The organism is Vibrio sp. 1727 (assembly GCF_033344415.1).
GTDB lineage: Bacteria > Pseudomonadota > Gammaproteobacteria > Enterobacterales > Vibrionaceae > Vibrio > Vibrio alginolyticus.
In genome coordinates, this window is sequence record NZ_JAWPOT010000002.1 from 297,115 (window position 1) to 310,854 (window position 13,740).

Sequence of the window (13,740 nt, forward strand, 5' to 3'; positions counted from 1 at the left end):
ACTTAGCTTATCGACAACAAGATAAGAATTTCCTCTTTATGAGTAGCCCTCGTTTACGTGTTCAGTTCGAAACACTGTTTGAAAAATTTTCCGGTCACGATACGGACGTTCAGCTCGAAGACATCACGGAAGCGTTGTTTTGTACACGTCGTAATGCTCGTATTGTTCTAAATAAACTTGAAGAAGAGGGCTGGATTGAGTGGCATCCGGCAGCGGGTCGAGGAAAACTTTCGAAACTCGTTTTTAAACGTAATCGAAGCGACGTCAGCGAAAACCTCGCCAGGCGTTATCTCGATGAAGGGAAAATCGGTCAGGCTCTAGATGCGCTTGATAACGATGCGGCACGATTGACGCAGGTTATCCAAGGTTATTTAGGGCTTCAGCATCGACAGGGCGAGCAGGTCGTGCGTTTGCCTTATTATCGACCATTGTCGATGTTAAACCCGCAGAAACCGATGCGGCGTTCTGAACAGCACATCGCCAGACAAATTTTTAGCGGACTCACTCGCCTTGATGAAAATGAACAACTTCAACCAGATTTAGCCCACACGTGGGAAGCAATTTCTGATACACATTGGCGTTTTTATCTTCGTCGTGGAGTACGCTTTCATAACGGTGAACCGTTAACAACCAGTTGTGTTCTTGAAAGTGTGCTTGCGTTAAATAGCTTGAACTTGTTTTCTCACATAAAGCGGGTGTCTTCACCACAAGAGTGGACCGTTGATATTGAGCTCGTCCGTCCTGATCGCTACCTTCCTCTGGCTCTGAGTGAGTCGCAAGCAAAAATTTTGCTACCGAGTGCTTTGCGTTCTGAAAGCTTCGATAGACAACCGATAGGGACAGGGCCGTTCCAAGTTAAAATGAATGATGATAAGCGTCTTATTTTGACTGCTTTTGATGGCTACTTTGGTTTTCGCCCTTTACTTGACCAAGTGGAGGTGTGGGTAATCGATGAAGCCCATTCCTCAATGGTTTATCCAAGCCTGTCAAAACCGAAGATGGATAAACAAGGTTCATCCGATGAAGTCGAGCTGGACCCTGGCTGTACATTCCTATTACTAAACAAAAACACCGGGATTGCAAAAGATCCACGTTGGGCAGAGTTCCTCTCGCAAACCCTCAACAGTCACCAGATTTACGCGCATGTTCCACAAGATAAAGTGATGGAACTGGGAGTATTGCAAGCGTTTGGCCTTAAGCCCGGTTGGATTGATCTTAGGCCAGCAGAAGCGGGCAGCGTACCACAGGTTAATAAGGTAATTTCCGTAGCGTATCAGAAAAAGCATCCGATGTTTCCAGTAGTTGCCAAGGCCATCAAGACACTCTTAAAACCGCACGGTATAGAGGTTGAGTTTATTCGTTATGATGCTCAACCGCCCGCACCGGAGGAAGTGGATATCTGGGTGAAAGCTATGGGCATTGCAACGAACCGAAATGACGCGTTGGCGGGCTGGCTCCTGGATTACAGTGATATTGAGAAGTTCAGTTCAGGTTACGATTTTAGTGAATGGGCTAAACTTGTCGATCAATGGCGTGCCGGCATGCACACAGACTTTCCTGCGCGTGAGCTAGGACGACAATTAGTAAAAAGCTGTCAGGTGATTCCTATGTTTCACTGCTGGCTAGGCGTGAATAAAGACCACAGCGGTGCGTTACAAAATGCAAAGTGTAATGCCTTAGGTTGGTTTGATTTTAATAATGTATGGGTCAAACCGGATATAGAAAGTAACCATGGCGAAACCGAATAAAAAACAACCGACGAAAACCGTCGATATCTTTTGCTCTAAATGTAAAACTCAACTATTTAAGTACCGTAAAGGCGGGAAAGGCGCACTGGTTAAATGCTTCAAAGAGCGCATTGTTGACGATTTCACACAAACCCCATGTATTTGCCCCGCTTGCGGACAAGAGTTTGCAAGAGACACTTTAGTAAGAGGAACCCCCGCTTACAAAATGATTGGCGGCAAAGTGACGATGAAATAATAAAGGGCTAGAAAATGAGTATGAAACATGACTATTGCATGGTTTTAAGTACAACCAGTAATGAAAAAAATCGAGATCAGATCATTAAAGGTTTGCTAGATGCTCAATTAGCCGCGTGTATTCAAACGATGCCTATTGAAAGTCACTATGTGTGGAAAGGGGAGATTTGTACTGACAACGAATGGTTGCTGGTGATCAAAACTCGTCGAGAACTTTATGAATTGGTGGAAGAGAAAATAGAAAACCTGCACGAATACGAGGTAGCTCAAATCGTACAGGTTCCAATTGTTGATGGGTTTAACCCTTATTTAGAATGGTTGAGAGAATCGACGTTGAGCCGACATTAAGAATAACGACAACACTGCACCAACGGTATCGCACAACATATCTTTCTGGGCGTCCCATATGTCACCTTGCGAGCCCAGAAAGGCAATTCCCTCATCGCCACCAGCCAACTCCGCATACCACCATTCGATAATCTCATAGCCAGCAGCAAGTGACATGATAGCAAACAAAGCAAACCAGCAAGAGAACGCTTTGTTAAACCGTTTTTTGTTTATCAAGTATTCAGCGATCGGATATGCGTAAAGGCCAATTGAAAAGTGCGCAACGCGATCAAAATTATTTCGCTCTGAACCAATCATGTCGTTAAACCAGTCAAACGGCACTTCGGAGAACGTATATTTCGCACCGATAGTGTGCAAACAGAGCCAGATGAACATTAAAAAGTAAGCCGTATTACTGAACTGATAGCGAATCGAAATCGCCCAAATAGCAACAAGAATACCAATCGCCGGGATAATCTCCGCAAACCAAACTGCGCGTGAGTTAGGTTCCAACGCAGAAAATAAAAACACGATGGCATAAAAAATCGTTAATCCTAAGAGTGTCGAGGTGCTTTTCATAGAGTTATTTGATCCTTCAATTTATCTTACAGTGGGACTCCATAGATTGTGTTAATGATTGCACTTAATTGAACGGTGTGCAATTGATATTTTAATGGGTTTTTTGATCACTGAAAATGTTGATTTATTGGCAAACTGCTCAACATTAAAACGTTTGCGCGTGCACTTTTCATTAAAGTTTGATTTACAACATGCCCATCCATAGAATCCATGATTCAGTCTAATAAAAAAGAAGTAAAGCCATGAAACTGGAAACTGTCGATTATCTTGCTGACGATGCTGCTCAACAGTTCGTTACCTCTCTACGCGAAACGGGGTTCGGTGTGTTGAAAAACCACCCGATTCCACAAGAGCTTGTAGAGTCAATTTACAAAAACTGGCATGAGTTTTTCTGTTCAGAACAAAAGAATGATTTTCACTTTAACGTAGACACCCAAGATGGCTACTTCCCACCTTCTGTGTCTGAAGTGGCGAAAGGGCACAAAGTGAAAGACATCAAAGAGTACTTTCATGTTTACCCTTGGGGGCAGATCCCAGAGCAGCTTAAAGCTGAAATCTTAGAGTACTACGAGCGTGCCAATGCATTTGCTCAAGAGCTATTAGGTTGGGTTGAAGCGTACGCACCTAAGGACGTTCAAGAGAAGTTCTCTATCGCGTTGTCAGAAATGATCAATAACAGTGACAAAACATTACTACGCGTGCTTCACTACCCACCGATGACAGGCGAAGAAGAGCCAGGCGCTATTCGTGCTGCTGCGCATGAAGACATTAACCTGTTAACGGTTTTGCCTGCTGCTAATGAACCTGGACTGCAAGTAAAGAGTAAAGAGGGTGATTGGATCGATGTACCATGTGACTTCGGGAACTTAATCATCAACATTGGTGATATGCTTCAAGAAGCGTCAGGTGGTTATTTCCCTTCAACGACTCACCGTGTAATCAACCCTACGGGTGGCCGTCAAGAAAAGTCACGTATCTCATTACCGTTGTTCCTGCATCCAAAGCCGGAAGTGGTGTTATCTGAGCGCTACACTGCACATAGCTACCTTATGGAACGTTTACGTGAGCTAGGGGTTATTTAACCTTTACGTGATCTCCTTACAAAGGCCGATGGTGAATGACTATCGGCCTTTTTGCATTTATGCTACAAAGTGGAAACTATGTTTTTTGTGCCGTGAATGGGGCCCTAAACTCGTGTCAGAGAGGATGAATGGAAGGACAACGTACTGTCAATAGTATTGAGCCTCATGCAATAGAAAATCCGCTGCTTTGGCCAATGTTAGAAATTCTGAGAAAACAGCCCTCTAATTGGAAAGTGCACACCTTGGCAAGCTCGTTGGGTGAACAAGGTTATATTTCAAAGCTGGACGACTCTCCCGATAAGGATTTATTCAAAAGAAACTTCCTGGTCATGAATGCATTATATCAACTGCAAGACACTCTGTATCCGGATAGCTGGCTTCAAGTCGAAGCCATGGATATTCAGCTCATGTCTTCGATGGAAGCTTTGAGGCATAAGATCGATATTCATGATCCTTTGCGTGAGTATTATTTAGATTGGCGCAATTACGAAGCGGACGAAGATGAAGTGCGTCGACTGTTGAATGAATTTTGGACAACTTATCAAAAGTTCATCGGTGGTTCGTCAGTAGCCAGCGTAGATAAGACAAAGGCACTGTCACTATTTGAACTTAACACTGACGCTACGCCTGCGGAAATTAGAAAACAATGGCGAAAACTCGCGCTTCGTTGGCATCCTGATCGAGAAAATGGCGATGCAGAAAGATTTAGAGTTCTTTGTGAAGCGTGGAATGTACTGAGAAACGAATGATTCGCTAAGAATAAAGATAAAGGAAGGCAGCTAACTATAGCTGCCTTTTGATTGAACTGTCTCTGTCAGCGTATCAAAACTAGCATGATGACTTAAACTGAGATTTTCGCATGCGGTTGAGGGCAGCCATAACGTCTAGTGTGCGTGGTTTGGCTAAGTCGCCTTGTTTAGGAAGAGCGGCATGCCACTCACCAGACAGCATTTCTTCAATCTCCTTCGCCGGATGATTACACCAACCTGGAAGTTGAGCAATTTGGAACCATAACCAGCCAATTGTGTTGACTTCATCGGCTGACTCTATCTGTTCCAAAGCGCTAAGATCAGTAAACTCTTTACCAAATCGAAGTGACTCTTTGCCTTTCGCATTCACACGGAACTTGCCGTCAGTCAGAATATTCATCAACGCAACGCGGTTCAGTGCTCGAGGTGGGAAGGTCTGTAAACGTTCTTCTGACTCGTTATGGCGTTGAGTAGGGTGCTGAGCGATAACTTCTTTCGCTTTTTCAGTCACATCAACGGCTTGGTAGTCGTGCATTTGAATGACGGTATCGGCAACGTCTAAGTAGTCGCCCGACCCACCCATAACGATAATGGTAGAGATATCAAGATCATCTCGTAATTGACCAATGCGGTCGACGAGAGGAGTAATTGGCTCATCACCTTTTGCCACCAATGCCTGCATACGCTCATCTCTAATCATGAAGTTGGTAGCAGAAGTATCTTCATCAATCAATAATGTGCTTGCACCCGCTTCAATAGACTCTTGAAGCCAAGCGGCTTGCGACGTTGAGCCTGATGCGTCTTGAGTAGAAAAGTCCGCCGTATCTTTACCCATCGGTAAATGGTTGATGTAGTTCGACAGGTTCAAGTGGTGTACGCATCGGCCATCTTCGGCACGAATCTTCATAGCCTTGTTATCGGCAACAATGTATTCGCGGCCATCTCCTGGAATATGATCGTAAATTGAACGCTCTATTGCATTTAATAAGGTAGATTTACCGTGGAAGCCGCCACCTACGATCAGTGTGATACCTTTTGGAATTCCTAATCCTGTGACATGGCCCTTGTTTGGCGCATGTAAAGTGACTTGTAGAGATTCAGGGGCTTTAAACTCAACGGCTTCTTTCATTGGAAGGTCGCAATTACCTGCAATTCGAGGAAGAATACTGCCGTTTGCGACAAACGCGACTAAGTTATTGGCCTCTAACTGTTCTCGCAGGGCATCTTGGTCTTCAACAACTTGGCAGTGCTTAATTAAAGCGGCTTTGTCGAGTTCACGCTCTAAAGTTGCTCGACGGATAAACTTAGGCAGGTGGAAAGTCAGTATGTTGTTGGCTTTTTTCCCCAATACTGAACGACCTTCAGCCGGTAAGTTAACTCGAAAACGCAGTTCAATACCTTCTTCAGTAAACAACACCGCGGTGCTATCCAGTACAGTTTGGCCTGTCAGTGAAATTGATACTGAGTTTTCTTGTTTAGCAAACTGTTCAAAACTACGCGCAATAAAATCACGTGCACCTCTTTGAAATGCAGGAGACTCGTCTCTTAGCCACTCAAGACCAGTCAAAGACCATGCGCGAGTCGCACGAAAACGTGACGCCGATGCATAAGGGTCACCCTGTACATGATCGACAAACAAAGTGAAATCAGTGAAGTCGTATTGACCTTTGATTTGCTGATAAGCTCGGTAGTTCTGCTTTTCAATTTTCTTAAGCGTGGCAGTCAACTGATCCATGAAGATATTGGCCTTTTAATAGAAGCGGGCGGCGATTATAGAAACCACCGCCCTCATAGTAAAGAGAATGCTTAGGAAGAGTAGGCGTATTGCCCGCCAGAAAGGCGCTGATTAAACAAACTTTGCTCAAATTCATTACAAGGCATAGGTTTACCATAAAGAAAACCTTGTCCGATATCACAACCCTCACCAATAAGAAACTGCTCTTGTTGGTGGGATTCAATGCCCTCGATCACTACTTGGAGTTCCAGTTTTTTTGCAATGTGTATGATTGAACAAATGATCTCGCGATCATCATCTGACTTTTCCATTTGCTGGACGAAGCTTTTATCAATTTTGATGGCATCAAACGGATATTTCTTTAAATAGCTGAACGAAGCATATCCTGTACCAAAGTCATCAAGTGACAATGTCACACCTAGTTTATGCAACTTATTTAACGTTGTGCGTGCTACTATTTCATCAGCAATTAGAGCGCTCTCGGTTACTTCGAGTTCGAGAAAGTGTGCTGGCAAATGGAAAGTGTCGAGTAGGTGTTGCACTTGTTCTGCAAAATTTACGTTTTGTAATTGAATGGGAGAAACGTTGACGGCAATTTTGAAGTTATCGATTAACTCAGACCATTGTTTCGCTTTGTCTATCGCGGTACGCAGAACAAAAGAGCCAACTTCAAAGATAAGCCCGTTTTGTTCGGCCATATGTATCAATGCTTCGTTGGAAACGTCGCCAAGTATTGGATGTCTCCAGCGAAGCAAGGCTTCTGCGCCAATCCATTTACGTGTTTTGGAGTCTACTTGAGGTTGAAAGTACAACACTAAATCGTCGTTACGCACTGCTTGTAAAAGGTAACTTTCCAGTTCATTGTGACTATTGAGATCCGCCGAATGATTTTCTCTAAAATAACTAAAAGGTTCGCCGGATTCTTTACATAGAAGCATCGCGTAACATGCATGTTGAAGGATACGCTTAGCATTGCTGCAATCTTTGTAAGCTTGAACTATACCGATATACGTGTGCAAATGTATTTCTGTTTTGTTGAAGACAAATCCATCTACGCTAATTTTAGTGATATCATCTAATAGTTGATTTAACCGAGCTTCAATATCCTCTCCCCAAATCAATAAAACCATGTCATTCGAACTTGGTCTACCAGTGATAAATCCGCTAGCACCGTGTCTGGTTAATCTGGAGTGAAATTCTTTTAAAATGTTGTCAAAGACCTCGAACCCGTGCCTGGTCTGAATACTGCGAGCGTTACTAAAACCAATGTTGATGACCACAAGCGATTGCTGATCACTATCAAGGGACTGTAAGGTGTATTGGACAATGTTCTCAAGTGCAGAGCGATTTAGAAACCCAGTTCCCTGATCATGTGTTTTTTGGTAGCTCACTTGTTTTTCCGCGGCTTTACGGCGATCAATTTCTTGTGTTAAGGAGTAACTTAACTGGGCTAAATCCGTGGTACGATTTTCAATTCGACTCTTTAGCTCGGTGTTAAGTCGCTGAAGTTTATGTTGTTGGTACACAACTGAAAGCTGTGCTTCGATTGAATCTTTGAAAGTTTCAAGCAACTGACGGTAACTATCGTTGTACTCGTTTCTCTCAGAGTCAAGCATACAGATTGTTCCAAATGTCTCCCCATTTGGCCAGAATAGCGGTAAGCCGCAATAAGAAATCATGCCTAGTTTGATGTCTGGGTTATTTTGCCATTCTTCATCTTCAAGCGCATTGGGGATTACAAGCTCGCCTTTCTGTTCTATAACTTGCTCGCAATACAAACCGTTACCAAGCAGCTCTGCATCGCCAGTACGATAAGGATTACCTAGAGTTTCGCTAGATGTATTTACTTCTATGCGATCCGGATGGATACGCATAATTAATGTGGTGGGTACGTGTGTTATTTGAGCCAGTAAGTTGACGATTTCCTGCCAACTTCTTCGCATAGACTCAGGGATTTCGTAGTCTAATGTTTGCAATCTCCCCATATAGGTCATCCTTTACGTGGTTTCACTTCCTGTGAATTAAAAATGCAGACTGCTCTATTTTGTTCTCGCTTTTTAATTAAGTATAGGGTGGCTAGGGCTCGAAACAAAAAAAAGTCCTGAAAAGTGTTCAGGACTAGGAATAGTTGTCACATATCTCATCCTTGAAACAGGTAACAAGCATCAAGGCTTAAGCGACATTAACGATTCAATAGAAATGTCTTGCGAATAGTCGACATATTCAAAGTTAAAGCCATTGAGCTTCATAAACTCATCTTTAAAACCTTGGTAATCACCAATCTCTTTAAAGTTTTCAGCATTCATCTGTTCTAAAAGAGCGTGGACTTCTTGTTGAACTTGCGGTTCAAGTTCCAAGTCATCTATTCGAATCAAGCGTTCGCCGTCAACTGGCACTTTCTCTTGATCGTATAACTTCGTAGTAAACAGTCGCTGCATTTGTTCAATACAGCGTTCGTGAGTACCTTTTTCCTTCATCACTCGATAAAGCGCTAACAGGTAGGGACTTAGCGCAGGGATGAATACACTGGCTTTCGTCACCAACGCCTTACACACGGTTGCGTAAGCACCGCCGTCAAAGTTGGCGAGTTTGAGGTTTAATGAATGACTGGTTTGGTGTAAATCGATTTTCGCTCGACCTAACGTACCATCGAGATAAATTGGGTGCGTGATGTCAGGGCCCATGTAAGAAAAGGCGATGGTTTTGCAGCCGTTTGCGATAGAGTCGTTATTGATGAGTGTGTCAATCCAGCTTTCCCAGTCTTCGCCGCCCATTACTTTAATGGTGGCATTGGCTTCCTCTTCTGTTGCAGGCGTTAAGGTGGTTTCTATCCACTTATCGTTCTCCAGCATGATAGAAGCGCCAGTGACAGGTTCACCAATAGGTTTAATGACACTGCGCCAAAACTCATCAGATTCAGGTTTAGGTCGAACACCGGTTGCCAAGCTATAGATGACTAAGTCAACTTCACCCTCAAAGTACGTTTCAATGGCTTCAATCACTTGATTGCGCACCGAACCAGAGAATGCATCGCCAACAATATTTATTGCGGTACGCCCGGCTTGATTTGCTTCTTGCTTAAAAAAGACGTTGTTATACCAACCCGCACTCCCAACCCCTTTCTCTGAAGGGCCACGCTCAAATGAGACGCCAATGGTATCGGCGTTAGCGCCACCGAACGTTAGGGCTATTCGTGCCGCTAGGCCGAAACCAGAGGAGGCACCAATAATCAAAACCCGTTTTGGGCCTTTTTTGATCTGTGGGGCGTGTTTTACGTATTCAATTTGCTCTTTAATAGATGCATGACACCCTTTGGGGTGCGCAGAGCGAGCAACAACACCTTGAATTAACGGTTCTATTCGCATGTTGTTATCTATCCTCGATGAGTGGAATTGAAAATAGATTAACGTAAAGTTACGTAAAACTTATTGAGCTAGACCATTAAAATTAGAGATGTTTAATTAATTCTTGAGCAACGAAATCAGCGATCCAAGGTTGTGCATCTGGTTTTGGGTGAAGGCCATCATCCATCATCCATTCTGGTTTGGTGACAACATGCTCTAAGAAGAATGGCATCAAGGCAACTTGTTGATGCTGTGCAAGCTTAGGGTAGATATCGTAAAACATATCGCTATAGCGCTTACCATAATTAGGCGGAACCCGAATTTGCATCATGACAACGTCCGCACCAGAATCTTTTATCATGGTAATCATTTTTGAAAGATTTGACGTAATAAGTTTAGGAGGGAAACCTCTTAGGCCATCGTTGGCACCTAACTCAATAAGTACCATGTCAGGGCTATGCTGAGTTAGCAACTGAGGTAACCGTGCTAAGCCATTGCCAGTGGTATCGCCAGAAATGCTGGCATTAATAACTGTTACATCTTGACCATGTTCTGACAACGCATCAGGGAGTAAGCTAGGCCAACTCTCTTCGATCGGCATCTGATAGCCTGCACTCAAGCTATCACCCAAGACAAGTAGCTTTTCGCTCGCATGTGCAGTAGCGGAAAAGCAAAAAAATAGAACTAAGGAAAGTATACGAATCATGCAAACACCTGTACTTAATGCACCTATTGTTCAAGCCAATTTGGTTTCTAAACAAGTCTCTACTAATCAAGAACAATTAACAATCCTCAAAGACGTAAATGTTGACATCCGAAAAGGAGAAAAAATCGCCATCGTCGGAACTTCCGGTGCAGGTAAGTCAACATTGATGACGTTGCTAGCTGGTCTTGATACGCCGACATCAGGCGAAATTACTTTATTAGGTCATGAATTATCAAAACTGGACGATGAAGCACGTGCGAAAATTCGGGCTGACTCTTTAGGTTTCGTTTTCCAAAGTTTCTTGTTAATCCCGAGTTTGAGTGCATTACGTAATGTCACGCTTCCTTGTCTTTTACGTGGTGAAGCCGAAGATGAAGCAAGAGCAGCGGAATTATTAGCTGCTGTTGGATTGGAAAAACGTGTCGATCATCTACCAAGCCAGTTATCTGGTGGTGAACAACAGCGAGTTGCGCTAGCGCGTGCATTTATGACACAGCCTGAGCTGTTGTTCGCAGACGAGCCTACCGGCAATCTTGACCATCAAACCGCAGACAAAGTGATTGAGCTGCTATTCGATCTTAATGAACAGCACGGGACAACTCTGATTTTAGTAACACACGATGGTCATCTAGCAAGCCGATGTGACCGTATCTATCGTATGGAGGCGGGTGAGCTTAAGGAGGAGATGTAATGTCTGCAGTATCATCAAGTGAAGCAACATCCACAGAGCAAAACAGTACAACACAGCACTCGTCGAATAAAAGCTTGATACGCTGGAGTTTCGGCGAAATAAGGCAGGGGAATCTTTGGCCTATTAGCGTTGCTCTTATTCTCGTGATTGCGAGTATCTTTGCGCTTTCTGCATTAGCAGAACGAATGGAGCAGGTGATCGTCAAGCAGGGGAAGGACGCATTAACGGCAGATGCGGTGTTTGTGTCTGCTAATCCCATTCCGGACACGTTGTTAGCCTCGACTGAAAGCCTTGAACGTTCGACGATGACACGCTTTGCCACTATGGCATTTAGCGATAATGGTATGCAGCTTATTTCTGTAAGGGCGGTGGATGATAATTACCCTTTAATGGGAGAGCTCGTTCTTGAAAATAATCCAGCCGGTCGCGTTAAAGAGAACCAACTCTGGCTTGATGAGCGGATTATGACTCAACTAAGCGTAAAGCCAGGTGACGGTGTCACGATAGGCGATGCCGAGTTTACTGTATCAGGCGCAGTATTGATGGAACCAGGCTTGAGCTTTAATCCATTTCAGCAAATGCCTTCTGCATACATTCATCAAAGTGACGTAGATAAAACAGGAGCAATTCAAGTTGGGAGTCGAGTTCAATACCGTCTATTTTTACAAGCCGATGATAAAACACTAAAGAGCTTACAAGATGATACGCAGCTTTCTCCGAGCGATCGCTGGCGCACGCAAGATACTGCCAGTCGTAGTAATGAGGTTTTTGAACGCACGACGCAGTATCTGTCGTTGACAGTAGCAATTGTCATCATTATGGCGGCGACAACATTGGTTCTTACTTGTCAAAATTACGTGAACAGCCGGACACAAACTATCGCGATGTTGAAAAGTCTTGGTGCGAGCCGCCGATGGATTGAAAAGTGGTTATTTATTCAAGTCACAATCCTTCTCATTAGTGCCAGTGTCGTCGGTCTATTGTTAGGGAGCGGGCTGGAATATTTATTACGCATTCCACTCAAAGACTTATTACCCGAGCCACTCCCTAGTTACGGCGTCACACCATTTTTGGTGGCATTTATCTCAGCAGTCTTGATTACGGTGCCTGCTCTCGGTATACCATTGTTAGGCTTGATTAAAACTCCCGCGTTAGAAGTGCTACAGCAGGGTAAAGCGCAACGTTCTTGGAAGCGAATGTTACTTGTTCTAGTTCCCGTTGTTCCACTGCTTTTACTGTATGCAGATAACACCTTAGTTTGGATCGTGCTCACTGGTATAGCGGTACAGTTTGTGGTACTCGCAGCAGTTAGCGTCACACTCACAAAGCTGTTTGCACGTGTGTCAACCCATCCTGCAATGAAGCTTGCGTTGAGTCGTATCAACCGGACGCCAGTAACCAGCGGCCTACAGTTTGGTGCTTTGGCATTATCTTTGATGTTGCTGTCTATCATTTGGCTTGTGCGCAGCGATATTCTCGCGGATTGGGAGAGAACCTTACCTGCAGACGCGCCAAATGTGTTCGCTTTGAACATTGGTGATTATGAGCTCGATAACTACCTAGAAACCCTAGATAAAAATGGAGTTACGCGGTCACAAGCTTATCCAATAATTCGTGGACGACTAACAGAGATTAACGGTCAAAACGTCAAAGAGATTGATTACGAAGGAGAAGGTTCTGACGCGATACGTCGAGAGCTAAACCTGACATGGGGAGATACCCTACCAGAATATAATGATGTGCTTTCGGGTGAATGGACAAACAAAGGGAGTGTATCTGTAGAAGCGGATGTAGCAAATGACTTAGGCATAAAACTCGGTGATACGCTGCGCTTTGTAATAAACAGCCAGAATTACGATGCAGTAGTAGATACCATCCGTTATGTCGAATGGCGTGACATGAAGCCTAACTTTTATTTTATTTTCTCATCTGACGTGATGGCTAATTTACCTGGTTCTTACCTCATCAGTTATAGGATTGAAGAAGGAAATGAAGCGTTGTTGACGTCAATGTCACGTGCTCACCCAACGGTCTCTGTTTTAGATATCCGAACTATGGGCGAGAAAATTCAGGCTTTGATTCAGCAAATCGTATCAGCAATCACCATCCTTGCTCTTTTAGGCGTTGTTGCTGGTCTGCTGCTCATCTTTACGCTACTGAGGTTAAGCTTGTCCCAACGCCAACAAGAGATTCGTTTGTATCGCACATTAGGTTCAAGTAAGAAACGGATCAACACAACCCTGTGGGCCGAGTACGGAATTATGGCGTTGATTGCTAGTGGTGTTGCGGTATTTGCTGCGGAAGTTTGTGTGGCCGCAGTCATGACATATGGATTCGATCTCAATGCACAAATTCACCCCGAATTGTGGATAGCTTTACCGCTTGTAACATTTGTTACGTTGGCACTTGTAGTGATGAGTTTGTTGAAAAGATTGTTAACGCCAGTAAACACTTAATCGCAGCGAGTGTTATCAAGTTTGGAACACTCCATGACACTTTTATTTTAGTTATCCACAAAAACAGTGGGACTCTCAGCCCATTAAAT

12 protein-coding genes are annotated in these 13,740 nt (G+C 43.9%); 7 read left to right on the forward strand and 5 right to left on the reverse strand.

What is annotated here, in order from left to right:
* Positions 1 to 38: 38 nt before the first annotated feature.
* The 3 genes from R8O10_RS03680 to cutA are packed head-to-tail and all read left to right on the forward strand — an operon-like array spanning position 39 to position 2,330.
* Positions 39 to 1,748 carry an SgrR family transcriptional regulator gene (locus tag R8O10_RS03680; protein WP_318191107.1) on the forward strand — a complete coding sequence of 570 codons (1,710 nt, stop codon included), beginning with the start codon at positions 39 to 41 and terminating at the stop codon, positions 1,746 to 1,748.
* Entirely contained in the window at positions 1,732 to 1,983 is a 252-nt protein-coding gene (locus tag R8O10_RS03685) for a hypothetical protein (RefSeq protein ID WP_005376334.1), read from the forward strand. The genes R8O10_RS03680 and R8O10_RS03685 overlap by 17 nt, the downstream gene beginning before the upstream one ends.
* Before the next feature lie 14 nt (positions 1,984 to 1,997).
* Positions 1,998 to 2,330 (forward strand): divalent-cation tolerance protein CutA, encoded by a 333-nt coding sequence (gene cutA, locus R8O10_RS03690; protein WP_005376332.1) that lies wholly within the window; start codon positions 1,998 to 2,000, stop codon positions 2,328 to 2,330.
* On the opposite strand, the gene R8O10_RS03695 is transcribed toward cutA, so the two are convergent.
* Positions 2,292 to 2,888 carry a DUF2238 domain-containing protein gene (locus R8O10_RS03695; RefSeq protein ID WP_005376330.1) on the reverse strand — a complete coding sequence of 199 codons (597 nt, stop codon included), beginning with the start codon at positions 2,886 to 2,888 and terminating at the stop codon, positions 2,292 to 2,294. The two genes, cutA and R8O10_RS03695, sit on opposite strands and share 39 nt — an antisense overlap.
* Positions 2,889 to 3,130: 242 nt before the next feature.
* Here R8O10_RS03695 and R8O10_RS03700 point away from each other — a divergent pair, with 242 nt between their 5' ends.
* Together R8O10_RS03700 and R8O10_RS03705 are read left to right on the forward strand one after the other, a co-directional pair.
* The gene (locus R8O10_RS03700; protein WP_005386285.1) at positions 3,131 to 3,970 is read left to right on the forward strand and encodes an isopenicillin N synthase family dioxygenase; all 840 of its coding nucleotides are present in this window, start codon (positions 3,131 to 3,133) and stop codon (positions 3,968 to 3,970) included.
* A 128-nt stretch (positions 3,971 to 4,098) separates the two neighbouring features.
* Positions 4,099 to 4,719: a DNA-J related domain-containing protein gene (locus tag R8O10_RS03705; protein WP_318191108.1), complete on the forward strand. Its 621-nt coding sequence runs from the start codon at positions 4,099 to 4,101 to the stop codon at positions 4,717 to 4,719.
* 79 nt (positions 4,720 to 4,798) lie between these two features.
* On the opposite strand, the gene R8O10_RS03710 is transcribed toward R8O10_RS03705, so the two are convergent.
* The 4 genes from R8O10_RS03710 to tesA form a co-directional block, all read right to left on the reverse strand.
* Positions 4,799 to 6,454, reverse strand: coding sequence for an ABC-ATPase domain-containing protein (locus tag R8O10_RS03710; RefSeq protein WP_053349878.1), 1,656 nt, complete (start codon positions 6,452 to 6,454; stop codon positions 4,799 to 4,801).
* A 71-nt stretch (positions 6,455 to 6,525) separates the two neighbouring features.
* On the reverse strand, positions 6,526 to 8,439 hold the full coding sequence (locus R8O10_RS03715) for a sensor domain-containing phosphodiesterase (protein ID WP_017634164.1): 1,914 nt from the start codon (positions 8,437 to 8,439) through the stop codon (positions 6,526 to 6,528).
* 180 nt (positions 8,440 to 8,619) lie between these two features.
* The gene (fabV, locus tag R8O10_RS03720; RefSeq protein WP_005376325.1) at positions 8,620 to 9,819 is read right to left on the reverse strand and encodes an enoyl-ACP reductase FabV; all 1,200 of its coding nucleotides are present in this window, start codon (positions 9,817 to 9,819) and stop codon (positions 8,620 to 8,622) included.
* A gap of 82 nt (positions 9,820 to 9,901) precedes the next feature.
* Positions 9,902 to 10,504 (reverse strand): multifunctional acyl-CoA thioesterase I/protease I/lysophospholipase L1, encoded by a 603-nt coding sequence (gene tesA, locus R8O10_RS03725; RefSeq protein WP_005376324.1) that lies wholly within the window; start codon positions 10,502 to 10,504, stop codon positions 9,902 to 9,904.
* On the opposite strand from tesA, the gene R8O10_RS03730 reads away from it, so the two are divergent.
* Together R8O10_RS03730 and R8O10_RS03735 are read left to right on the forward strand one after the other, a co-directional pair.
* Positions 10,503 to 11,195 carry an ABC transporter ATP-binding protein gene (locus tag R8O10_RS03730; RefSeq protein ID WP_047101137.1) on the forward strand — a complete coding sequence of 231 codons (693 nt, stop codon included), beginning with the start codon at positions 10,503 to 10,505 and terminating at the stop codon, positions 11,193 to 11,195. The genes tesA and R8O10_RS03730 overlap by 2 nt on opposite strands.
* Positions 11,195 to 13,651, forward strand: a complete 2,457-nt coding sequence (locus R8O10_RS03735) for an ABC transporter permease (protein ID WP_318191109.1) — start codon at positions 11,195 to 11,197, stop codon at positions 13,649 to 13,651. The genes R8O10_RS03730 and R8O10_RS03735 overlap by 1 nt, the downstream gene beginning before the upstream one ends.
* Positions 13,652 to 13,740: the final 89 nt, after the last annotated feature.

Excerpts from the sequence above, each read along its gene's own strand:
- R8O10_RS03680 (WP_318191107.1), top strand. The coding sequence starts at position 39 with ATGAGTAGCCCTCGTTTACGTGTTCAGTTCGAAACACTGTTTGAAAAA.
- R8O10_RS03685 (WP_005376334.1), top strand. The coding sequence starts at position 1,732 with ATGGCGAAACCGAATAAAAAACAACCGACGAAAACCGTCGATATCTTT.
- cutA (WP_005376332.1), top strand. The coding sequence starts at position 1,998 with ATGAGTATGAAACATGACTATTGCATGGTTTTAAGTACAACCAGTAAT.
- R8O10_RS03695 (WP_005376330.1), bottom strand. The coding sequence starts at position 2,888 with ATGAAAAGCACCTCGACACTCTTAGGATTAACGATTTTTTATGCCATC.
- R8O10_RS03700 (WP_005386285.1), top strand. The coding sequence starts at position 3,131 with ATGAAACTGGAAACTGTCGATTATCTTGCTGACGATGCTGCTCAACAG.
- R8O10_RS03705 (WP_318191108.1), top strand. The coding sequence starts at position 4,099 with ATGGAAGGACAACGTACTGTCAATAGTATTGAGCCTCATGCAATAGAA.
- R8O10_RS03710 (WP_053349878.1), bottom strand. The coding sequence starts at position 6,454 with ATGGATCAGTTGACTGCCACGCTTAAGAAAATTGAAAAGCAGAACTAC.
- R8O10_RS03715 (WP_017634164.1), bottom strand. The coding sequence starts at position 8,439 with ATGGGGAGATTGCAAACATTAGACTACGAAATCCCTGAGTCTATGCGA.
- fabV (WP_005376325.1), bottom strand. The coding sequence starts at position 9,819 with ATGCGAATAGAACCGTTAATTCAAGGTGTTGTTGCTCGCTCTGCGCAC.
- R8O10_RS03730 (WP_047101137.1), top strand. The coding sequence starts at position 10,503 with ATGCAAACACCTGTACTTAATGCACCTATTGTTCAAGCCAATTTGGTT.
- tesA (WP_005376324.1), bottom strand. The coding sequence starts at position 10,504 with ATGATTCGTATACTTTCCTTAGTTCTATTTTTTTGCTTTTCCGCTACT.
- R8O10_RS03735 (WP_318191109.1), top strand. The coding sequence starts at position 11,195 with ATGTCTGCAGTATCATCAAGTGAAGCAACATCCACAGAGCAAAACAGT.